Here is a 23,006-nt window from a genome sequence, read left to right as displayed (position 1 = left end):
ATAGCGCTGTAAGCATCACCGCCTCCGTCAAATTCATCATCACCTGTTACCACATACATTAATCTACCTTCAATGTCGATTCTTCTGTTTACTTTGAACTTCACACCTGTACCAGCCTGAAAGAACAGAGAACCTAATTCGAAGGGTTTAATTTCGGTCATCAGTCTCTGTCTGTTACTACCGTCTTTCTGGTATGCTCTGTACGCAATAGTACCAATACCAGCATATCCGTGAAGTGCCCATCTGTAAGGGGAGTGGTTGTCCACTCTTCTTAACAGGTTTGAGAAGTTAATGTCTCCTAAGAGAGAGATTGCGTCATACTGAGTTCTTGCTCCTACTGCTGATGCATCAGGTGCTGCATTTTTAGTATTGAACCATCCTTGTCTGGTTTCACCTCTGTCATATTGTAAATTGATCCCAAAAGCATGGGTAATCGCTTTATCAATACTTACATAGGCTGAATACCCAAAAAGGTTTTTACCGTTACCATTTTTAATGGAAGTCAAATCTGCTGACTGAAGAAGGGGAACACCTGCTCCTACAGAAATAGACCAATCATTAAATCTTTTAGACTGGTTGGTAAATGGGGTAACATTGGCAGATCCTGAAGAAAATGTATTAGGATATTTTCCATTTGAATCTGCAGTTGAGTCTTGTGCATAAGTAGCAGAAGGAATTGCCAAAGCTAATGCAACAATTGCTAAACTTAATTTCATCGTGTATTATTATTTGATTTCTTTTATTGAAAAAGAAGTTTAAGTTTGTTTTAATTATTTAACTGGACATCCATTGTTTTCAACAGGTCCTGGTACGGTTACACACTTGTCGTAAAGGTCAATAACGCCATCCAGATCCATATCCAAAGCAACTCCGGCACCGTCTACTCTTGCACCTGCAGGAGTGTCAAGCTGTCTGTCCCAGTCATCACATACTCCATCATTGTCTGCATCTCCTTTTTCGCAAACAACAAGGTCAGTACTTGCGTTTTCAAGAACGCTGGTTCTGTAGTATGCTTCCTGAAGCGGATCATGCCATGCAAGGTGAGATTCGTGTTTTCCTAGTTTGAAAGATACTCCTAAACTTACTGTCCAGGCGTTATCAGATCTTCTGGAATTTAACATGTTGTATTTTGAACCTGGAGTGGAAGGGTCATAATCATTAGGATCTGCCCATCCGCCGCCATCGAATTCATCATCACCGCTGATAATGTACATGGTTCTTGCCTCAACGTCAATAAGTTTTGAAACATTGTACTTTATTCCCACACCTCCCTGATAGAAGATAGAGTTGATATCAATGTCCTGTTTAATGAATAAAGGAGTTCTTCTTGGAGTATTGCTCCATCTGAATTCGTCGTTATCATGTAGTGATGTTCTGAATCCCTGAACTCCAATACCCATATATCCATGGAAAGCCCATCTGTATGGAGAGTGGTTGTCTACTCTTCTGAATAAGTTCGAGAAGTTGATGTCACCTAATAAAGAGATGTTGTCAAATTGTGTTGTAGCAGTAGCTATTCCTGATTTTACACCTGCAGCACCGGGAAGCTGGGCTGTCTGTTTCGTTTCTCCTCTCATATACATTAGGCTTAGCCCGAATGCATGTGTAATTTGTTTGTCTACGCTTATGTACGCATTGTAACCCCAATTAGTCTTATCCTTGCGGATAGATTTTAAATCGGAGTGTACCATAAATGCAGGACCTCCTCCAACAGAAATAGACCAGTCTCTGAAACGTCTGGATTTGTTGTCAAAGGGTTTTACATTAGCGGAACCTGAGGAGAATGTATTAGGGTACTCTGTGGAAGAGTTTACTGTTGTGCCGCTGTTCTGTGCGAAAGCTGCAATTGGCAATGACGTAGCCAATAATAATAAACCTAATTTCATACAATATGTTTTATGTTTTAAATAAAATCTTTCAATAATATTCTGGAAAAATCCCTTTCAAAAAGATGTTTTTTATGAGGGACTTCTAACCTTTCTGATTTAAAATTTAACTCATTATACTTAATGATATCAATGTCTATAATCCTGTCAGTATAACCTCCGGATACTTTTGAATCATTAATTCTTCCCATCTCAACTTCTATATTCTTAATACAATCAAGCAGTTGGATTGGTGAAAGATGAGTGAATATTATTGCTGCAATATTACAAAAAATATTGGAACTGACAAACTCTACAGGGTCAGACATTAAAAATTCGCTGGTTTGTGAAATGTGATTTCCAGCATCATTTATCATCTTTAATGCAAGCTCTACATTTTTTTTTTGCTCTCCTAAGTTACTTCCCAGTAACAAAACGACCTTATGCTGCGACATATTAGAAAATTGATTGATTTATGAGAAGTTTCTTTAAAAATGTTTTGGCAAATATAGTAGCAATTATCATACTTTGCGCTCTATTTTTCATCTTTTTCATTATGATGCTTGTGTTCAGTGCGATGGGGAATGATAAGTCGGTGGCGGTAAAAAAGAACTCCGTTCTTACGATTAATTTAAAGACAAATATAATCGATAGCCCTACTGAAGAAGAGATGGGATTATTCGGCTTGGGTGCTCAAAATAAAAGTATCCTTATATATGACGCACTGGAAGCTATCAATAAAGCAAAAACTGATGACAATATTAAAGGAATCAGTATAGAAACTGATTATTTATCTGCAGGACTTACTCAGATTGATGATCTGAGAAACGCCATTGAAGATTTCAAGAAAAGCGGAAAATTTGTATATGCATACGGAAATGGAGTATCACAGTCTGCTTATTATTTAGGATCTGTTGCTGATCAATATTATCTGCATCCTGCAGGAATGGTAGAATTAAAAGGTCTTTCTACAGAGGTTGCTTTCTTCAAGGATTTTGCAGATAAATACGGGATTGGAATTGAAGTAATTCGTCATGGTAAATTCAAGTCTGCAGTAGAACCTTTTCTAAGAAATGATATTTCTCCTGAAAATAAAGAACAGTTAAGCACTCTCTTGAATGACCTTTGGAAAAACACTTCCAATAAAATGGCTGCTTCAAGAAAAATTGATACTGCTCAGTTCAGAATGATCACAGATAGTTTGTATGGAATGATTCCTGAGCAAAGCTTAAAATATAAACTAGCAGATAAACTGATTCAGAAATCAGAATACGAAGATCTTCTTAAGGCTAAGTTAAGCGTAAAAAATGACGAAAAACTGAACAAGATTTCTTTGACAAGTTATATCAATTCTTATGCGGATGAAGATAAATCCGGCGAAAAGATCGCAGTACTGTATGCTTCAGGATCTATTAATAACGGAGATGAATACAATGATATTCATTCTGAGAAATATGTGAAGTATATTAAAAAACTTCAGGATGATGATAAAGTGAAAGCGGTTGTTTTCAGAATCAACTCTCCGGGAGGAAGTGCTAATGCTTCAGATGAGATCCTATTTGAGTTACAGCAGCTGAAAAAGAAAAAACCACTGATCGTATCTTTTGGAGACTATGCGGCATCAGGAGGATATTATGTAGCAATGGCTGCAGATAAAATTTATTCAGAGCCTAACACACTTACCGGTTCTATCGGAGTGTTCGGAGTAATGCCTTACTATAAAGATATTGCGGCTAAAAACGGAATCCGTGCAGATATTGTTTCTACCAATGCCAACTCTATGTATTATTCCGGGTTAAACGGAGTGACGCCTTATGGAGTGAATATGATGACAAGAAGTGTAGAAGGTACTTACAAGAGATTTGTTCATTTTGTAACCCAAAACAGAAAGAAAACTTTTGAGCAGATTGACAATGTAGGAGGCGGTAGAGTATGGAGTGGTGTTCGTGCCAAGCAAATAGGATTGGTAGATGAATTGGGTACTTTAACTGATGCTGTGAAATTTGCCGCTCAGAAAGCAGGATTAAAATCTTATCATGTAGAGGCTTTCCCTAAGAGAATGACTCCGTTCGAGCAAATCTTTAAAGACCTGAATGAAGAGGACGTTTCTGCCAGAATTATCAAGAACAAGATTGGTAAATCCAACTATGAAATTCTGCAGCAGATTATAGATAAGAAACTACAATCTGAGGTGAAAATGGAGATGCCATATCAGATTAGAATTAACGACTAACTAAATTTTATATTGTATACAAAAATCCCGGACCTGAAATTTCAGATCCGGGATTTTATTTTTTATCAGCTTTACTATCAGCTTTTCTTTGTGGCCATTCCGTAAATCCAGAGAATGATTAAAGCTCCTCCGATTGAGAGAATCCAGCTTCTTGGATTCCAGAATGAGGTAACATCTCCCCAGTGTAAAACGTAAACTCCTATAGCTCCTCCTACAAATGCTCCCAGAATTCCAAGGATAATAGTGATTAGCCATCCTCCTCCCTGAGTTCCAGGCATGATCATTTTAGCGATAGCACCTGCAATAAGACCGAATAAGATCCATGTAATAATTCCCATAGTTGCAAATTTTTTTATTGTTAATATTTTAAAAATGATTTGTTACTAATATAAGGGAAAACATGATATAAATCATCTTTTCTTGAAGAATGAGTCTACAAATTCCGTACCATTAAAAAGTTGTAAATCCTGCATTTTTTCGCCTACACCGATATATTTCACCGGAATCTGGAACTGATCGGAGATACCGATTACAACGCCTCCTTTGGCTGTTCCATCCAGTTTAGTTACTGCTAAAGCATTTACTTCTGTTGCCGCTGTAAACTGTTTTGCCTGTTCGAAAGCATTCTGTCCTGTAGAACCGTCAAGTACTAATAGAATCTCATGAGGGGCATCAGGAATTACTTTCTGCATTACTCTTTTGATCTTGGAAAGCTCGTTCATCAGGTTGATCTTGTTATGAAGTCTTCCTGCAGTATCAATGATGACAACATCTGCATTTTGAGCTACAGCACTTTGTACTGTATCAAAGGCTACTGAAGCGGGATCTGATCCCATTTCCTGTTTTACAATAGGAACACCCACTCTTTCACTCCAGATAACAAGCTGATCAACGGCAGCAGCTCTAAAGGTATCTGCAGCTCCAAGAACTACTTTTTTACCTTCTGATTTGAACTGATGAGCCAGTTTTCCGATGGTTGTTGTTTTTCCAACTCCATTTACCCCTACGACCATAATGACGTATGGCTTTTTGGAAGTATCGATATTTCCTGTACCGGCATGCGGATTTTCAAGCAATAATCCTGAAATCTCATCACGAAGAATTTTGTCAAGTTCGTTGACGCCTACATATTTATCTCTGGCAACACGTTCTTCAATTCTTTCAATGATTTTGATAGTGGTAGAGGCTCCTACATCGGAAGCAATCAGTACTTCTTCCAGATCATCCAGAACTTCATCATCTACTTTGTTTTTACCGACTACGGCTTTCGTCATTTTTTCAAAGAATCCCTGGCTGGATTTTTCCAATCCTTTATCTAAGGTTTCTTTTTCTTCCTTTTTGAAAATATTTTTAAACCAACTCATAGTTTTAGTTTATTCTTATTTATTTTTAATCACTGCTGTGGCTTCTACTTCTATAAGCACGTCATCTCTGAAAAGCTTGCTCACTTCCACAAGGCTGCTTACGGGAGGGTTTTGAAGGTTGATATGCAAATCCCTTACTTTTCTGAAATCAGGTGTTTTTTTGATGTCTGTGGTATAAATTACCAGTTTGATAATATCTTTTCCTGTACCTCCATATTCTTTCAGGATGTTTTCAATATTTTTGAAAACCTGCTGCGTCTGCTCTTCAATAGTATTTCCCACAAGATTACCTTCAGAGTTCAGAGGAACCTGTCCGGATAATAAAATCATTTTAGAATTTCCACAGTCAATACTTACTGATTGTGATAATCCTTTAATAGTGAAAACTTTTGGCGAACTTTTATATTCTACAGAATTCATTGTTTTCTGACTGAATGAAAATAGAAAAGTTGCTGTACAGGCCAGAACAAGTATCTTTTTCATACTTTACTGATTAATAATCTGGTGAGCAAAGATAACAAAAAAACTACCCAAAACAGGAGTTGTTTTTTTATATGTAAACAAAGTCTTTATTATTTTTATTTCCTGAAGCTACTTATCAGGAGTTTTATTGTTGTCTCCTCAATGAAACTGATTGTCGCTATAATTCAAACTCATCTCCCATTCGTGCAATATTAAAACCTTTTTCTATGACCTGCTTACTTTGTTTGCTTTCCGAATTTAAAATTTTATTGGTATGATTAAAATGGATAAAGAAAATTCTTTTTTTATATTCAGGTGACAGGCTTTTAAACAGTTCCATACTCTCCACTACAAATGGGTGCGGGATATCTTCAATATTTCTGTAGCCTATTTCTTCCGAGTCATAGAATGTACCGTCCAGAAATGCATAATCTACTGTTTTTATCAGATCTGTAATATTGTATTTCCACTTATTCCATTTGTCTATATCCGGAATGAATAACGCCTTTTTATGAGGCCCTTTAATGATGAAACCAACCGTTTCTGAATATTCATCACGATGAGGAACCTGTATAGGAGTAACTTCCAAATGAGAGTTCACCTGTATTGGTGTTTCATTCTGCATCTCATAAGGAACAATATTCTGCAAACGGATCAGCTGAGACCACGGTCCATTGTTTTCGAAAAACTTTTTAAGCCGTGGCATGGTGTACACAGGAATATCCCTGGAATTCATAGCTTCTTTCCCCAAAAACATTAGACCTGTATAATGTCCGATATGAGCATGGGTGATAAAGATACCATCAGGTATCGTTTTCTTCGGAATGGCTGTATGTTCCATCAGGAATTGCAGTTGCTGGGTAAAATCCGGACTGGCATCGAAGATATAATTTTTCTGCAGCTCTTTATCAATAAGTCCCAGAGAAGTTATTTTCCTGTCTTGCAGAGGATGTTTCCAGAGGTCCAAACAACATTCTTTACGGCATCCGATCTGGGGTGACCCTGCGTCCTGTACATTTCCTAAAACAATAATTTTTACATTCCCAGGAGCGCTTTCTTTGTTTTGAAGACTTTGAGAATGATATAAAGATCCAGTGAATAATAGGGAGGAAAATAAAATAAAGAATTGCTTCATAATGTGTTTTTTTTATGAAACGAATATAACAAAAAAACTACCCAAAAAAATGAGTAGTTTTTTTATATTGTAAACAAAGTATTGATTATTTTTTTAAATAACCGTCTACTTCGTCAGCATTCATTACTTTTTCTTCGAAAACGTAAGCTCCTGATTTAGAAGACTTAACCATTTTCACCACTTTAGTCATCTTCTTAGACTGACCGCTTTGTAGGGTTGCTACTACTTTCTTTGCCATGGTAAGTTATTATTTATAAATTACTTAATTTCTTTGTGAAGGGTAGATCTCTTAAGAACTGGATTATACTTTTTAAGCTCTAATCTCTCTGTAGTGTTCTTTTTATTTTTTGTAGAAATGTATCTAGACATTCCTGGCATACCACTTTCTTTGTGCTCTGTACATTCAAGGATTACTTGAACTCTATTTCCTTTTTTTGCCATGATTTATTAATTCTTTTTAATCAATCCGTTTCTAGTAGCTCTTTCAATAGCTTCCTCGATTCCAATCTTGTTAATCACTCTCAATCCATGAGCTGATACTTTCAGTGTAACGTGCTTATCTTGCTCCGGAAGGTAAAACTTCTTCTCTAATAAGTTAATTTCAAAACGACGCTTCGTTTTGTTATTAGCGTGAGAAACGTTGTTACCAACCATTGCACGCTTTCCTGTTATTTGGCAAATTCTTGACATATCTCGATGTTCTTATTTGTATAATATTTGAGAGTGCAAAATAACGAAGAATTTTTTAGATAGACAAATCTTTTGGAAAATATTTGCAAATAAGTGGCTGATTAATAATATTGAATTTTTAAAATAGCAGAATCCTTGGGATACAGCAGATAAAGGGTGCTGATATATTTCATACAGCCTTTTTTTTACCCTCAGAATTTAATATTCTATCTTTGTTTTTAATTAATCTAAATAAAAACAACTATGAGGAGGATTTATATTCTATGGTCTATGATACCAGCCAGTCTGATGGCTCAGAACTTTACTGAGGTACAGACCAGCATGAATAATTTTTATTATTCTGCAGCTGATATTGCGGATATAGACAACAATGGGACGTTTGATATTGTGCTCAACGGAGCAATAGATTCTGATGGGGACGGAAATGTAGACAGTACCTATAATGAAGTATATCAGAATAATGGGACAACCTTATTGCCATTTGTAGGATTGGGAGCTGATGTAACCCATCTTGGAGATATTAAGTTTATTGATTATAATAATGATGGTCTGATGGATATTATTTCTACAGGACTCAGCTATATGGATGTTGTTAATTATAAACAATACCGATTCAAAAATACCGGGACAGGATTTGTAAAAGAAGCAGAACTGCCTGGTAAAATTTATGGTTCTCTGGAAGTTTTTGATTTTAACCATGATGGGAAACCTGATTATGCCATTAATGGAACTCAATATGCTCATGGAGGAGGTTTTGGAAATAGCTTGGATTATTACAAAAACACAGGCGCCGGTTTTGATCTTACGGAAAATTGGATAGATGGAACTCAGAGTGGAAGTTTTAAAGTAGTAGACCTCAATAACGACAACCTGCTGGATCTTGTGATTATAGGATCGGATATTAATGGTGATGCGGTATCCAAAGTATATATGAACCAGGCTGGAGTTCTGACTCCTACACAGGATCTTGCGCCTGTAGCAGTGGGTAAAATAGATTTTGCAGACTTTAATGCAGATGGTTTTCAGGATATCGTGGTAATTGGAAGAGATGCCAACGATGATGCCTATTCTGCTGTTTTAATGAATGATGGTACCGGAGCATTAACTCCTCATATAATTCAAGCAGGCGATATTTCTGATGTTGCATTAAGTGTCGGAGATTTAAATAATGACGGCTACTATGACCTTATCATTTCAGGAAATGAAAATTATAATGCTGTAGTGAAAACCTATATCTATGATGTTTCCAATCATACATTCAATGAAGGAACTGTAACGGGTATTACTGCGCTTGGAGGTCCAGGGCTGGTGCAGCTTTTTGATTTTAATAATGATCATCATCCGGACATCTTATTGGGTGGATTCGACTGGTCTGCTTCAGATCTGCCTTCACTGACTAAAGTATTTAAAAATAATGCTGCAGAAGCAAACGCAAAACCTGCAGCACCAACGCAACTGAATCTGACTAAAAACGGAAATCGTTTCAATTTTACTTGGAGTGGCGCATCCGACGATAGAACTCCGGTGAATGCTTTGCGTTATGAAATTACCGTAGGATCTACACAGGGAGCTCATGATATTGCAAAATACATAGTAACAACATCATCATGGTTTCTGGAGCTTGATCCGGCTGTCCAGAATGTATACTGGAGTGTAAAATCAATTGATGCTGCAAAAGTATATTCTGACGCTTCTGCACAAAGTGTGCTGGGAACAGCGGAAATTAAATCTGAAAAGCAGCTTGTTATCTATCCCAACCCTACGTCAGATAAAGTATATATCAAAGGAGAAAAAGTTTCGGAAACCGAAATGTATTCTATGGATGGAAGAAAACTGAATATCAGTATCAATGGAGATCAGTCTATTGATGTTTCTCATTTATCTAAAGGAGTCTATTTATTAAAACTGAAGATAAAAAACGAAATAACCACCAGAAAGCTTACGATTAAGTAATTGAATCAATTCTATCTTCTATCAATGAGAAAAGCCAGACGTCCAGCTGGCTTTTCTCTTTTCTATCTGTTTGTTTTTTTGATTTTCAGTAAATATGAGTGGAGTTTACCATCGAAGTTCTGAAATACAAAAAGAAAAAATAAAGGAAAATATAACAGGAAATATCTCGGTAATGGTGCTATTGAATAAAACAGTAAATAAAAAATGAAAATGATTCCTGTATATACAGCATCAAATGAAAATCTTAATTTTAACTTTTTAATGATTGTGTAAATAAAAAGCAAACTAAAAACCAGTAAAATACCAGAGTACAGATACATTATGTAAGCGCTTGTGAAATTATAGTTTCCTGGATAATAATTTAAAAAGTTGATTCCTATTTTTTTAAAACTGTTTTTAATAAACAGTTCCGGATGCTCCGAAATAAAATTTTTATTAAGCTGTTTCAGATATTGATCTATTTGTTTTTCATCTGTAAAATTCTGACGGAGATATTCATCGGTTAATAATAATTTTTTTTTTGGATCATACGGTAGATTTTCACTTGAGAAAATATCATATTTTTCGTTGTTGCCCTTTGCAAAATTATAATTGAGAGAAGTTGAATAATGGAATACTCCCGTTTTTTCATAGTTTCTTATACACCATGGAAGATAAGCAATGAAAATAAATGCGAAAACAAACAGAAGGTTGTAATATTTCATTCTCTTATATCCGATCAGCATAATTGCTGAGATGATCATTAAGAACAGAAATTCAAACCGGAGGTACAGCCCTGCTATTGAAAATATTAAAATTAATATTATACTTTTTGCAGTGACCGTCTGTGATAATTTCAATACTAAAGCAAAGAAAATGCAGAATACAGATAATGTAAGAGCAAATGAACTGATTTTTGTAGCGCCTAAAAGAATAGGCGGAAAAAAAATAATACACCCAAAAGCAAAGAAATATCTATTTTTTTTTATTGCATTTTTTTCAAAAGAAAGAACAAGTACTAAAACTGAGAAAAATAAAATGACAGACTGCAGAATACATGAAATCATAATCCACTGCGGTGTCTTAACAATACTTTCTATTAAAAGTAAATAATAAGGATATAAAGGAGGCATGTAAGCCGTGGGTTTGCCCAGATAATAATACTCATCATAAATGGAAAAATCTTCCATGATTACCTTCCATTCAAATACAAGACTGGCATTTTTACTCAGAAAGTATACTGTAATACAATACACCAGAAAAATAACAGAATATCTGTATCTGAATATTTTTGCTTTCATTTTAGCCGTACCTAGTAATTTTTATTGACCCTCGGGGTTACGCTTTCTTTGTTTTCTTTTTGAACCATTCAATCAGATAGTAGAACAATAAGAATCCTAACGCAAATATGGAAAACCTTGAAAGAAGATCTCCTGCTCTTGTATAAAATGTCATGGTATCATACAGGTTTACTTTTGCGAATAAGGCTGTCTGGTCACCATAGAAAGTGTCAGCAGTTACCTCACCTTTAGCATTGATATGTGCAGAAATTCCACTGTTGGCCGCTCGGGCAATTTCTCTTCTGGTTTCAATAGCTCTCAGTTTAGCATAAGATAAAAGCTGTTTGTGTCCTTCTGTAACGCCCCACCAGGAGTCGTTGGTCATAATACCTAAGAAATTAGCTCCTTTTTTGACATAGTGTGTTACAAATTCACCATAAATACTTTCATAGCAAATGATAGGCGCTAGTTTCCCTTTGTTGTAAGGATTCGAAAAGGCAACTCTTTCTTTATCTGTTCCCAAAGAAGCTACTGTTCCTCCCAGATTCAGCATAGCATCTCCAAGCAATGGCTTTAAAACATTCATATAAGGGAATATTTCAACGCCTGGCACTAGTTTTCCTTTGTGATAAGCCTGTACTTTTTGGTTAGGTACCAGTTGAATGGCGGTATTATAACTGCTCACCCAAACTCCGCTGTTGATCTGGTATGCTTCTTTTGGTAAATCGGCTGGATTATAAAAAAAACGGTGTGAAGAAATTCCTGTTGCAAAAACAGATCCAGGGTGATTGGATAAAAATCCTTTGATATTATTGAGAAGTAAACTCTTTTCAAAAGCTGTTTCGGAAATAGATCCTCTTCCCGGTAAAGCTGTTTCCGGGGCAATGTAATAATCAATTTTACCTGTTGAGTTTTTTTCAGCAAGTGCTAATAAATCCTGTTCTATGGTTAGACTGTCTTTCGAATATTTTTCAGCATAAGGATCAAGATCCGGCTGCAGCATCAGAACATTAACTTGTCCTGTTGGTTTCTCATCGAAATTATTGTATTTGATTACCGAAATAATCATAGGCAAAGCAATTAAAGCTCCAATAATAGCCGAATTTTTGATCAAATCTTTTCTCTTTCTTCCGGCTTCCCATGTTCTTACTGTGTAAAAAATAAGTACATTAATCAGTAGAATCCAGAAACTTCCTCCGGTTGCTCCTAGGGTATCATACCACTGGATCAGTTTTGGGTAGTCTGAAAATACATTCCCAAGGTTTAGCCAGGGCCACGTAAGTTCCCATCCCAGATGAAATTTTTCAAAACTCATCCAGATAGCGATTAAAAATCCTAATCCCCAATATGTTCCCTGAGCATTTTTGTACCAGTGATAACATTGGAATACTAAAGAATATAAAAGAGAATTGACCAGTACCGGAAATAAAACAGCCATCAGAGAGTGGCTTCCGTCAGGGTTTTTGGAACCATACAGCCATCCTGTGGTTACTACATTCCAGATGATAAAACACAGATAAGATAATCCAAAGACCATCCAGCTTTTCCTTTTATAATCTGAAAATTTTGAAATTCCGTGCTCCATCATCAGAAGAGGAACAAGAGCAAAAAATATAAAAAACGGAACCCCATAAGTTGGCCATGAAACCGACAGCAGCATTGCTGAAATAAGTGTAAGCAGAACGTATTTCATTAAATTATTTTAATACACAAATTTAATATTTTTGAAATGAATATATTAGCAGTTCGATGTTAAAGAAAATTTATAAAATCATTATTGTTCCGTACACTCTGTTTTTGCTCTATTTGATGTTTTTAGGAATGGGCAGATTTCAATATGAGGAAAATCTCATTACGGTAGAACCTTTTTTTTCTACCATAAAATTTATTCAGGGGCCTAATAAGACGATAGATATTGTGAGGATTGTTTTAGGGAATATCATAATGTTTATTCCTTTTGGATTTTTGGGTTGGATCATTCCTGAACTGAAAAAACTGAAGCCGTTATTATTTGGTTTTATCTCATGCATCGTTATTGTAGAAGCTCTTCAGTATTTTACCAGGATGGGAATATTTGAGGTAGACGATATCATCCTGAATACTTTTGGGGTGTATCTGGGATTGAAGATTTGCGGATTGATTGAAAAAAAAATTAATTATTAAGTTCCTTTGCACGCTTTTCGGCGTTCAGAATTCCCTGCTTCAGAATTTCTTTAAAACTGTTTTCTTCAAATGTTTTTAAAGCAGCTTCAGTAGTTCCGCCTTTAGATGCAACATCTTTGATCAGCTCTTCAAGATTCTTTTCTGAATTATTGATCAGATGATAAGCCCCAAGCATGGTCTGTTTTACAAAAAGCTTGGAAAGATTTTCTTCAATTCCCATTTCAATACCTGCTTTAATCATAGCATCGATGATATAATAGAAATATGCAGGACCACTTCCTGAAAGGGCGGTGACACCATCCAGAAGTTCTTCGTTCTCCAGATAAACCGATCTTCCTGTGCTGTTCAATAATCTTTCAATATTGATTAACTGGCTGAAAGAAATTCCATTGGCTGCAGTATATCCTGTGATTCCCATTCCCAGAAGGGTAGGAGAGTTCGGCATTGCTCTTACCACAAGTGGATGATTCAGTAATTTCTGGATTTTTTCAATATTGATTCCCGCCATGATCGATAAAATCATCTGGTTTTCTTTAAATGTAAATTGAATATTTTGGGCAACGGTTTGAAAATCCTGAGGTTTTACAGCAATAATAATCAGATCAGCATCAATTTCTTTTACTTCTTGAAAAGTGGAAATTTTAGATTTGGGAAATTCCTCAGCTATTTTGGTAATTTTTTCCTGACTCCTTATAATAAGATGCAGATGTTCAGGTTTGATCAGTTCGTATTTCAGAAATGATTTTGAAAAAGAAAGTCCCATATTTCCGGCTCCAAGAATAGCTATTTTCATCGCAAATTGTAATTTTTAAGCTAAAATAATGATTTTCCGGAGACTGGATATGAATTGATTCTGAATTAATTTTTGTTACGCAAGGGCAAAGGTGCAAGATTTGAATAATATGCTGTTTTAAGGCGTAAGAAAATCGAAGATTTTCAGTAAGAGTGAAATAAAATTAATATCATAAAGATCTGTGCTATATGAGAAATCCGTGCGAGAAATATATTTCATAAAATAAGACTTCAAAATATTCGACACTTATAGATAATTAAGAAATAAAAAAAGACTGAATTCATATGAATCAGCCTTTGTGTATTTTTAGATTAAATAATATTCACTTCCCTTTCTAATTCTATTCCGAATTTTTCTTTTACAGAATTAATAATCTCAGTGGAAAAATCAAATATTTCTTTTCCGGTAGCATTTCCTGTAGCATTGATGATGACCAGAGACTGCAGTTTGTGTGAAGCTACATTTCCGATCTGCTTCCCTTTCCATCCACATTGCTCAATCAGCCATCCGGCAGGGACTTTTACTATCTCTCCATTCGGGTAACCCTGAATATTTTCAAACTGTTGTTTTAATGCTTCAAACTGAGCCAAAGGAATAGTAGGATTCTTGAAAAAACTTCCGGCATTTCCGATTTCTTTAGGATTTGGTAATTTGCTTTGTCGGATATTGATCACTGCCCTGGAAACATCCTGAATTGTAGGATTTTCAATGCCAAGATTTTCCAGTTCAGATTTGATAGCTCCATATTCTGTCTTGATAAGGTGATCTTTTTGAGTCAGTTTAAAAGTAACTTCCAGAATAACATATCTGCCTTTTCCTTCCTGTTTGAAAATAGAATCTCTGTATCCGAATCTGCATTGGTCAAGAGTGAAAGTTTTCAGTTCAAGATTTTCTAAATCCAATACCTTACAGCTTATAAAAATATCTTTGATTTCTGTTCCATAAGCTCCGATATTCTGCATGGGAGAAGTTCCTACATTTCCGGGAATTAAAGAAAGATTTTCAAGGCCTCCATAATTTTTTTGCAGGCAGAACATTACAAATTCGTGCCAGTTTTCCCCTGCTTTTGCGGTTACCCATACTTCATTTTCATTGATATGCTCTTCAGAAATTCCTCTTAAATTAAGTTGAATGGCAAGACCGTCAAAATCTTTGGTAAGAAGAATGTTACTTCCGCCTCCTAAAAAAAGAAGCTGAAGAGATTGGGTTTCTGCAAAATTAAGTGCCTCTTTTAACTCATCAATGGTATTGACTTCAGTAAAAAATCGAGACTTGGCTTCAACACCGAATGTGTTATAAGATTTTAATGAAAAGTTTTCTTGCATGTTTTATTGGTATTCTTTAGGAAGAATCTTGTCTAGTTGTTCTTTAACTTGCTGTAGCTGCTTGTAATGTATAGTGTCTGCATAAGCATTCACATAGATATGTGATTTTTTGGGAGTCCGAATCTGGAAGGTTTCATCTATTCCGTCTACGGACTGTTGACTGTGAGAACTTTTTATATGGTCAAGATCTACAATGTTAATAGATGATGTAAGCTTTTTCCACGTTTCGGAATTGATGGCAGATGCCCACGCTTTATGGGTTTGATTGGCTGTCATTCCTTTTTCTGCAAAAACAGAATCTTTTGTGGCTTTGATAATCCTGTAGTTTCCGAGGTTTCCTTCAACATCAGATACACTGATGAAAGTAATTTCGTGTGGATTTTTAGGGGAAACAGGCTGTTCTGTCTTTTTGGAGTCACAGGAAAAAAATGCCGACAGCAAAAGGATCGAAAACAGGATTTTCAGATGGAGTTTTTTTGTTGTCGGCATAGGGTCTATTTTACAGACTGAATTCTTCTCTGTACTTCTTTAAAGCTTCTTTAAGAATTTCAGCACTTCTTTTTAAATCTTCTTCTTTCAGAACGTAAGCAATTCTTACCTGTTTTTTACCTAATTCAGGATTGCTGTAGAATCCTCCTGCAGGCGCCACCATGATGGTTTCGTTATTCAGAGAATATTTTTCAAGTAACCACTGAGCAAATTTTTCAGTATCGTCTACCGGAAGTTCGGCAACACAGTAGAATGCTCCTCTTGGTTTAGGGCAAATTACCCCAGGAATAGCATTTAAAAGATCTACCAATACATTTCTTCTGTGGGTATATTCTTCTCTTACGGCTCTGATGTAAGGTCCATCATTCTGGTGTGCTGCTGTTGCTGCAATCTGTCCTAAAAGAACCGGGCTTAATCTTGCCTGTGCAAAAAGCATGGCAGCATTGCGGATCTTGTTGGAACGTGTTAACATACATCCGATTCTTACACCACACATAGAGTAACGCTTGGATTCTGAATCAATGATGATACAGTTTTCAGCTAATTCCGGGAAATCAAGCATTGAAATCTGTTGCTTCCCATCATAAACGTATTCTCTGTAAACTTCATCAGAAATGATTACGATGTCATATTTCAAAGCAATTTCTGCCAGTTTCTGAAGTTCCTCACGGGTATAAAGATATCCGGTAGGGTTTCCAGGGTTACAGATAATGATTGCTCTTGTTTTCTCTGTAATTTTTTTCTCGAATTCCTCAACAGGTGGCAAAGCAAAACCAGTGTCAATTGTAGAAGGAACTGCTACTACATTCACATCAAATGTGCTGGTGAATCCATTGTAGTTGGCATAATAAGGTTCAGGAATAATCACTTCATCCCCTTCATCACATAAAGTAGAAATGGCAAAGTTTAGTGCTTCAGAACCTCCGTTGGTAACAATAAAGTTATCAGGAGTAAGATCTGAGAATCCTAATGAATGGTAGTATTCTGTAAGGGCTTTTCTGTATTCAATATTCCCTTCAGAAAGCGCGTATTCCAATACTTTTAAATCGATGTTTTTTAAAGCATTTAAAGCTGTTTCCGGAGTTTCAATATCAGGCTGCCCGATATTAAGGTGATATACTTTTATTCCTTTTTGTTTTGCTTGTAACGCAAAGGGAACCAGTTTTCTTACCGGCGATGGCGGCATATGCAGTGCTCTGTTTGAAATATTCGGCATTGTTCAAAAAATTTGTATGACAAAAATAGGATTTAATTTCTCAATAATAAAATTAAGAATCAATAAGAAGGTGTTTCATTAAGCCTTACGTTGTCTTTAAAATTTACTGATTTAAATAGTTTTTAATATTAATTTGTCATACATTTTAAATAAAGTTTAGGATTTTGTTAAAAATAATATTTTCGTATTGTTATTTTTCCTAAATTTCGCCACAAATGTGATTAAAATGGTAATAAATTTATTTTCTAGAGTGGTACCTGCTATCGCTCTGTTTTCTGCCAGTGTATTCATGGCTCAGAATTATCAAACTATGCCGGTCTCTTCAGGCTTTACAGCCGATGTGATTGCCAACGGGATAGGTTCTTCAACAATTAGTACAAATAATGATGTAGACGGAGTTTCTTATGCTTTTGTAGCTAAAGATTTTCAGCTTACATCATCAAGTAATGCCATTACGTATGGGATTCCTGTTGACGGAATTATTAATTCTGTAGTGGCAACCACGCCCGGATTGAGTTTTCAGTTAGCAAATTTGAATACGAATAATTCTTTAAGACTGGCTGCAACCAATGATAACGGAACTTTGGCATTTACAACACCAAAGGCAGCAACCAAGCTGTATATGCTTGCTGTAAGTGGAAGTGGTACTTCTACGGTAAGTGTGGTGGTAAATTTTACAGATGGCAGCTCGCAGACGTTTTCAGGTATCAGTCTTGCTGACTGGTATAATGGACCTAATTTTGCGATCCAGGGGATAGGAAGAATTAAAAAGCCGGGAGCTACTCCTGGAGCTGGTGATGATGTTCCTTCTCCCGAAGGCGGAACTAATCCAAGATTATATCAGGCTGAACTGGCAATAGATGCAGCCAATCAGGCAAAACTAGTACAAAGTGTAACAGTAACCAAAGTAAGTGGTTCTGGTATACCAAATATTTTTGCTTTTTCAGCAGATGCTTATTCGGATTGTATGCCTCCTGTATTGCAGGCGGTTTCAGGGATCACAGCTAATTCTGCTTTAGTGTCATGGACAGGTAGTGCTGCCAGTTATGATGTATACCACAGTACTTCAAACACAACACCGGCGAGCTCAGTAGCACCTACTTATCCGGGAGTAACAGGTACCAGCACAACAATAGGAGGTCTTAACTCCAATACAACTTATTATTATTGGGTCAGATCAAATTGTAACACGGCGACAGGCCAAAGTGTATGGTCTTTTGCAGGCACATTTAAGACAGCTTGTTCTACTTTCACTGTTCCATATACAGAAAACTTTGATACCACAAGTACAGGTTCCAGCTCAAATACGAATGCACCAAGCTGCTGGGCATATTTAGAAAGTGCGTCATTTGCAGGATATGGTTATGTAACCACAACGAATAATTACTCAGCACCTAATGCTTATTATATGAATAATTCAAGTGGGACAACAGGTAGCCAAATGTTGGTTGCACCTCCTACTATAAATCTTTCAGATGGTACGAAGAGGGTAAGATTTTATGCAAAAGCCGGAGGAAGTAATTATACATTATTAGTGGGAACATTATCAAACCCTGCAGATCCTGCTTCTTTCACACAAATTGGTTCTCCTATTACTTTAACAACTACCCACACCCAATATACCGTTAATATTCCAGTGGGTACTGATTTACAGTTAGCATTTAAACATGGTTTAGGAGGTTCTTCACGTTCTATTTATATTGATAATATTACCGTTCAGAATATTCCTTCCTGCCTTGAACCAACGGCACTTATGTCATCAAACGTAACAATGAACTCGGCAACAATCGGTTGGACGGCACCAGCTTCAGTTCCTGCAAACGGATACGAAGTATATTACAGTACAACCAATACAGCACCTGATGCTACAACGGTATTGAATGCTACCAATTCCGTAACTTCTACCACTATTTCTGCACCATTAAGTTCATTATCTACGGATACGAATTACTATGCCTGGGTAAGATCTGTATGTAGTGCTAGTGATAAAAGTATCTGGAGTGAAGCGACTGCATTCAGAACGGGATATTGTCTGCCTTCATCCAGTTCTCAGAATTCCTGGCTTTCTGACTTCAGTTCTACAGGAGGCCTTGTAGATATGGCTTATTCATCTGGATCAAGTGTTGCAGGTGGGTATCAAAACTTAACAACAAGCAGTAATAAAATAATCAATGCTCCGGGATCCAGTACTTCAGTATCTTTCACTGCCGGTGGTCCTACATGTGGAATCGGGGTTTGGGTAGACTGGAATAATAATTTAACTTTTGAAGCTTCAGAAAGAATGTTTGTTACTAACACTTATATTACAAATGCTTCGGGATCTATCACTGTGCCTGCAGGAACACCTCTGGGAACTTACAGAATGAGAGTGGTGACTGATTATAATAGTACAGCCCCTTCAAACCCTTGTTCTGCTATTTCAAGAGGAGAATTTATTGATTTTACATTTGAAGTAGCTACTTCTTTATCAACTTCAGAAACGCAATTGAAGAAAAAAGAAGTGAGTGTATATCCTAATCCTTTCAAAGATGTTCTGCATATTGCGGATATCAAAGATGTTAAATCTGTAACTGTTACAGATGTAGCGGGAAGAGTAGTGAAAACTATTGACAATCCTACCACAGAACTTCAGTTGGGTGAATTGAATGCCGGTTTATACTTAGTGACGATGAACTTTAAGGATGGTTCAAAATCAACAGTAAAAGCCATTAAAAAATAAAATTTTTTGAGTTAATAATTTCTGTAGACGGCTGCATTCGTGCAGCTGTCTTTTTTGTGATCGGTTTATTAATAACTGGACAAAATATTATCAGAAAATGTCCATAAAATTATTATACATTTGCACCGAAAACTATAATATCCATGAATAAATTTAAACTACTTTTTTTAATACCATTATTTTATTCCGAATTTTCCCAGGCTCAGCGAATTGATAAAGAAATAATCAGTTTCCAGCTTTTAAAAGAGCCGGTTTTTCCTACGGAACTTTCCAACAGAACTTATACGATTACGGTAAAGTCTCCCTATAACATTACAAAAGATGATGTCATAAGAATTTCAAAAGAAGACCACCAGAAAAAGGTAGACAATTACCAGACTAATGTTGAAAATGCCAAGTATGAGCATCAGGAAAGATTAAAGGACTATGATGCTGAGGTGAAAAAACTTCAGGAAAAATACAAACTTGAATCTGCAGAATACAGCAAATTGTCAGCGGTTGAAAAAATTGCCGCAACCAACGGTGCTCCTACGCTTAGACTTCCTTCAAGACCTGTCCTTAATATTCCTCCAATGCCGGTTTACCAGCAGCCCGACCTGAGAGATGCTTTAATTGTGGATAACAAAATTCTGGCTTCTCAAATCGATGTGATTGGTTTTTCAAAAGGTGGAAATTATCTTGACATTGTGATTGAGATGGAAAGAACAAACTTTCAGGACAATCAGGGAAAAACCTTTGCCAATCAGCCTACAAAAATCACGGCGAAGCAGGACGGTGCCATAAAACTGGATAAAACCTACTTCTCAGATTTTGCTGAAATAGCAAGTGTTCCAACTAATGAAATTAATCTGAATGCCCAGGAAAAAAGATTTCTGCAAAGAACAATTGACCGTACAAGAAATATTATCAATGAAAACTTCGGCTATCAGACCATTAATTCTACAGTCACATTAGCAACTGTAAAAAATAAAGGAGAGTATGATGATCTGGAAAAAGCATATATCTATGTGACGACCAATCTGAAGAAACTTCAGGCAAAATCTGATTATGCACCGAATAAAATTGCCATGGAGAACATGCAGAAAGGAATTGATCTTTGGAAAACAGCTTTAACAAAAGTAAATTACAACGATAAGAAAGCAGTTTACAATCAGAAGATCGGAGAATACCTTTATTTTAACCTGATCAGATTGAATATTGCGTTAGGTAATTACCAGGAAGCAGAGAAATATTTAAATGAGTTACAGGAACATTTAGTAGATATTAAACTGTCCTACGATGCTAATCTTGAACTGAAAAGACTGGAAGAAAAAATTTATAATAACTAAAGAAAACGATATGATTAAACAGATTATTGCTTCGGCATTAATTACCGCTTCTGTGTACTCTTATGCACAGACGAAAGTAACGGAAGGAACAAAATTCACTGTGGATGCCAATCTTGAAACGGATGATAAACTGGTGCTGGCAGATGATTACAATTCTTATATGTTCAGTGCTATCAATATTGACGGTCTGATGAGAAATGTTTTTCCTCATAAGAAATTACTGATGAGAAAACTGGATCAGAACGGAAGTCTTGTGGATACTTATGTGAAAGATTATGCCAACAAAACGAATGGTGTTCTTCACAATTATCTGGGGTCACAACAGATTGATGATGATAAATTTATAGCATTTACGGAAGAGTATTTCGGAAAAGAAAACAGAAAAGAAGTTTTCCAGCATGTTTTCAGCAGAAAGGAAGGTACTTTTACAACAAAGAGTATTGCAAAATACAGTATTGAATCTACCAATAAATCAGGAACTACTTATGTCCTTTTCTCAGAAAACGGGAAATATGCAGCCATCTTCAACGACAGATTTGCCAATAAAAAAACTGAAAATGTAAATGACGTTCTGGTATTGGATCTGAGAACACTTACTCCGGTATGGAACAAAGAAATTATATTAAGCAGTGACTATGTTGAAAAGTCTCTGACATTAACGAACTCAGCGAAAATCGTTGTATTGCGTAAAGCAGCAGGTTGGAAGGAATCTTACAAGCTGGAACTGGTTTCCAATACGGAAGATAAAGACCTTCCATTCGATGATAAATATATTCCTGAAAAATTATATGCATTCAGTAAAAATGATAATGATTACCTGGTAACTTTTGGAAGAAAAAATGCAGCGGTTACTATAGGTTCAAGTACTTTCGGAACGGTAATGTTTTATGATATGAAATCCGGAAAAGCAGTTATCAGCAATACCAATCTGGCAGGAAGTAAAGACATGAGTGATGTGAAAGTCATCAAAACAATTGTAAAAGGAGATGAAACTTTAATGGCTGTTCAGCAGGAGACGGTAACAAGACCGATGCCTACAGCAATGAACCGTTTCCCGGATCCTGTATATTCTCTGGATGCGGGAATGCTGATCAAGTTTAATAAAGAAGGTGAGGTAAAACAATTTGTAGCGGCAGGCACTTCTACCGGAAAAAGAATTCATGTGGTGGAAGCAGGAGACAAACTTTATATTTCCGCTTTCTATCCTAAAGGAGCATTTGGTAATACAGGATTTTCTATGAAAGTTTTTGACTTCGCCAATCTGAAACCTCAGGAAGTAAGCCTTGATTATAAAGGCAGAAACTTCTTCCAGAATTATGGTTTTGCAGATGGAAATATGATTCAGTATGTTCCGAATGTTAACAAAATGATGTTCCTTCAAAAGAGCAGCAAGGAGGTTCAGATGTTCAGTGTTTACAATTTTATAAAATAATCGTATTTTAGAAAAAATTATCACATGCAGATTCAATCGGTTTCTATAGAAGATTATATCTCAAAAATTCCTGAAGAGAGACAGGAAGCTTTTAAAAAACTTTTTGATACGGTGAACGATAACCTTCCGAAAGGTTTTGAAGACGCTGCCAATTATGGGATGATAGGCTGGGTAGTTCCTTTAGCAAAATATCCTGCCGGATATCACTGTGCACCCGGGACCCCGCTGCCTTTTATCAATATTGCTTCCCAGAAGAATTTTATAGCATTGTATCATATGGGACTGTATTCAACGCCGGAACTCCTCGATTGGTTTGTGACAGAATATCCTAAACACTCCAAAAAGAAACTTGATATGGGAAAATCCTGTGTACGTTTCAAAAAAGCAGAAGATATTCCTTTTGAGCTGATCGCTGAACTCAGTAAAAAAATGACCGCAGACGACTGGATTAAAATTTATGAATCGCAGTATAGGAGATAAAAAAATCCCTGAAATCAAACAGATTTCAGGGATTTTTTATGCTGGAAGCTGGAAGTAATATTTATGTTTTTAAAATCAATATGAGACAGGAAGTTGGAAG

Annotated in this window: 22 protein-coding genes and 1 pseudogene; 7 read left to right on the top strand and 16 right to left on the bottom strand. The window is 36.1% G+C overall.

Annotated features, from left to right (window positions below):
* From DEU39_RS12880 to folK, 3 genes and pseudogenes are all read right to left on the bottom strand, one after another.
* Window positions 1–716 (bottom strand): annotated as a pseudogene (locus DEU39_RS12880) (OmpA family protein); the annotation flags it as partial.
* 54 nt (window positions 717–770) lie between these two features.
* Window positions 771–1,886, bottom strand: coding sequence for a hypothetical protein (locus DEU39_RS12875; RefSeq protein WP_062676204.1), 1,116 nt, complete (start codon window positions 1,884–1,886; stop codon window positions 771–773).
* 17 nt (window positions 1,887–1,903) lie between these two features.
* Window positions 1,904–2,320 carry a 2-amino-4-hydroxy-6-hydroxymethyldihydropteridine diphosphokinase gene (gene folK, locus DEU39_RS12870; protein ID WP_062676203.1) on the bottom strand — a complete coding sequence of 139 codons (417 nt, stop codon included), beginning with the start codon at window positions 2,318–2,320 and terminating at the stop codon, window positions 1,904–1,906.
* A 20-nt stretch (window positions 2,321–2,340) separates the two neighbouring features.
* Here folK and sppA point away from each other — a divergent pair, with 20 nt between their 5' ends.
* Window positions 2,341–4,098, top strand: a complete 1,758-nt coding sequence (gene sppA / locus DEU39_RS12865) for a signal peptide peptidase SppA (protein ID WP_120232170.1) — start codon at window positions 2,341–2,343, stop codon at window positions 4,096–4,098.
* A 77-nt stretch (window positions 4,099–4,175) separates the two neighbouring features.
* On the opposite strand, the gene DEU39_RS12860 is transcribed toward sppA, so the two are convergent.
* From DEU39_RS12860 to rpmB, 7 genes are all read right to left on the bottom strand, one after another.
* Window positions 4,176–4,436, bottom strand: coding sequence for a GlsB/YeaQ/YmgE family stress response membrane protein (locus DEU39_RS12860; protein ID WP_034694983.1), 261 nt, complete (start codon window positions 4,434–4,436; stop codon window positions 4,176–4,178).
* Window positions 4,437–4,508: 72 nt separating this feature from the next.
* On the bottom strand, window positions 4,509–5,462 hold the full coding sequence (gene ftsY, locus DEU39_RS12855) for a signal recognition particle-docking protein FtsY (protein WP_120232169.1): 954 nt from the start codon (window positions 5,460–5,462) through the stop codon (window positions 4,509–4,511).
* Between the two features lie 15 nt (window positions 5,463–5,477).
* Window positions 5,478–5,945, bottom strand: coding sequence for a RidA family protein (locus tag DEU39_RS12850; RefSeq protein WP_120232168.1), 468 nt, complete (start codon window positions 5,943–5,945; stop codon window positions 5,478–5,480).
* 157 nt (window positions 5,946–6,102) lie between these two features.
* Complete coding sequence (locus DEU39_RS12845; protein ID WP_120232167.1) at window positions 6,103–7,059, bottom strand: MBL fold metallo-hydrolase; 957 nt, start codon at window positions 7,057–7,059, stop codon at window positions 6,103–6,105.
* A gap of 85 nt (window positions 7,060–7,144) precedes the next feature.
* A complete protein-coding gene (locus tag DEU39_RS12840; protein WP_002976755.1) occupies window positions 7,145–7,297 on the bottom strand; it encodes a DUF4295 domain-containing protein in 153 nt (50 codons plus the stop codon).
* Window positions 7,298–7,317: 20 nt separating this feature from the next.
* Window positions 7,318–7,500 (bottom strand): 50S ribosomal protein L33, encoded by a 183-nt coding sequence (rpmG, locus tag DEU39_RS12835; RefSeq protein ID WP_027373683.1) that lies wholly within the window; start codon window positions 7,498–7,500, stop codon window positions 7,318–7,320.
* A gap of 6 nt (window positions 7,501–7,506) precedes the next feature.
* Window positions 7,507–7,749 carry a 50S ribosomal protein L28 gene (gene rpmB, locus DEU39_RS12830; RefSeq protein WP_002976757.1) on the bottom strand — a complete coding sequence of 81 codons (243 nt, stop codon included), beginning with the start codon at window positions 7,747–7,749 and terminating at the stop codon, window positions 7,507–7,509.
* A gap of 243 nt (window positions 7,750–7,992) precedes the next feature.
* Here rpmB and DEU39_RS12825 point away from each other — a divergent pair, with 243 nt between their 5' ends.
* Window positions 7,993–9,702 (top strand): T9SS type A sorting domain-containing protein, encoded by a 1,710-nt coding sequence (locus tag DEU39_RS12825; RefSeq protein ID WP_228436749.1) that lies wholly within the window; start codon window positions 7,993–7,995, stop codon window positions 9,700–9,702.
* 62 nt (window positions 9,703–9,764) lie between these two features.
* Here the strand turns inward: DEU39_RS12825 and DEU39_RS12820 are convergent, their stop codons facing one another.
* Window positions 9,765–10,982: a hypothetical protein gene (locus DEU39_RS12820; protein WP_120232165.1), complete on the bottom strand. Its 1,218-nt coding sequence runs from the start codon at window positions 10,980–10,982 to the stop codon at window positions 9,765–9,767.
* Window positions 10,983–11,019: 37 nt separating this feature from the next.
* Window positions 11,020–12,654 (bottom strand): apolipoprotein N-acyltransferase, encoded by a 1,635-nt coding sequence (gene lnt / locus DEU39_RS12815; RefSeq protein WP_120232164.1) that lies wholly within the window; start codon window positions 12,652–12,654, stop codon window positions 11,020–11,022.
* 56 nt (window positions 12,655–12,710) lie between these two features.
* Between lnt and DEU39_RS12810 the strand changes: the two genes are divergently transcribed.
* Window positions 12,711–13,124, top strand: a complete 414-nt coding sequence (locus DEU39_RS12810) for a VanZ family protein (protein ID WP_120232163.1) — start codon at window positions 12,711–12,713, stop codon at window positions 13,122–13,124.
* On the opposite strand, the gene proC is transcribed toward DEU39_RS12810, so the two are convergent.
* The 4 genes from proC to DEU39_RS12790 all read right to left on the bottom strand — a co-directional run bounded on the left by proC (window position 13,114) and on the right by DEU39_RS12790 (window position 16,947).
* Window positions 13,114–13,917 carry a pyrroline-5-carboxylate reductase gene (proC, locus tag DEU39_RS12805; RefSeq protein WP_120232162.1) on the bottom strand — a complete coding sequence of 268 codons (804 nt, stop codon included), beginning with the start codon at window positions 13,915–13,917 and terminating at the stop codon, window positions 13,114–13,116. The two genes, DEU39_RS12810 and proC, sit on opposite strands and share 11 nt — an antisense overlap.
* A 311-nt stretch (window positions 13,918–14,228) precedes the next feature.
* Entirely contained in the window at window positions 14,229–15,242 is a 1,014-nt protein-coding gene (murB, locus tag DEU39_RS12800) for a UDP-N-acetylmuramate dehydrogenase (RefSeq protein WP_120232161.1), read from the bottom strand.
* A 3-nt stretch (window positions 15,243–15,245) separates the two neighbouring features.
* On the bottom strand, window positions 15,246–15,731 hold the full coding sequence (locus DEU39_RS12795) for a hypothetical protein (RefSeq protein WP_062676193.1): 486 nt from the start codon (window positions 15,729–15,731) through the stop codon (window positions 15,246–15,248).
* 10 nt (window positions 15,732–15,741) lie between these two features.
* Window positions 15,742–16,947 carry a pyridoxal phosphate-dependent aminotransferase gene (locus tag DEU39_RS12790; protein ID WP_062676192.1) on the bottom strand — a complete coding sequence of 402 codons (1,206 nt, stop codon included), beginning with the start codon at window positions 16,945–16,947 and terminating at the stop codon, window positions 15,742–15,744.
* 226 nt (window positions 16,948–17,173) lie between these two features.
* On the opposite strand from DEU39_RS12790, the gene DEU39_RS12785 reads away from it, so the two are divergent.
* From DEU39_RS12785 to DEU39_RS12770, 4 genes are all read left to right on the top strand, one after another.
* Window positions 17,174–19,666 carry a GEVED domain-containing protein gene (locus tag DEU39_RS12785; RefSeq protein WP_120232160.1) on the top strand — a complete coding sequence of 831 codons (2,493 nt, stop codon included), beginning with the start codon at window positions 17,174–17,176 and terminating at the stop codon, window positions 19,664–19,666.
* Between the two features lie 143 nt (window positions 19,667–19,809).
* On the top strand, window positions 19,810–20,994 hold the full coding sequence (locus tag DEU39_RS12780; RefSeq protein WP_120232159.1) for a hypothetical protein: 1,185 nt from the start codon (window positions 19,810–19,812) through the stop codon (window positions 20,992–20,994).
* 10 nt (window positions 20,995–21,004) lie between these two features.
* Window positions 21,005–22,426 (top strand): hypothetical protein, encoded by a 1,422-nt coding sequence (locus tag DEU39_RS12775; protein WP_120232158.1) that lies wholly within the window; start codon window positions 21,005–21,007, stop codon window positions 22,424–22,426.
* Window positions 22,427–22,450: 24 nt separating this feature from the next.
* Window positions 22,451–22,906 carry a DUF1801 domain-containing protein gene (locus DEU39_RS12770; RefSeq protein ID WP_120232157.1) on the top strand — a complete coding sequence of 152 codons (456 nt, stop codon included), beginning with the start codon at window positions 22,451–22,453 and terminating at the stop codon, window positions 22,904–22,906.
* Window positions 22,907–23,006: the final 100 nt, after the last annotated feature.

This window comes from Chryseobacterium sp. AG363 (genome assembly GCF_003610675.1).
Classification (GTDB): domain Bacteria; phylum Bacteroidota; class Bacteroidia; order Flavobacteriales; family Weeksellaceae; genus Chryseobacterium; species Chryseobacterium cucumeris.
This window is presented reverse-complemented; position numbering and strand designations above follow the sequence as displayed.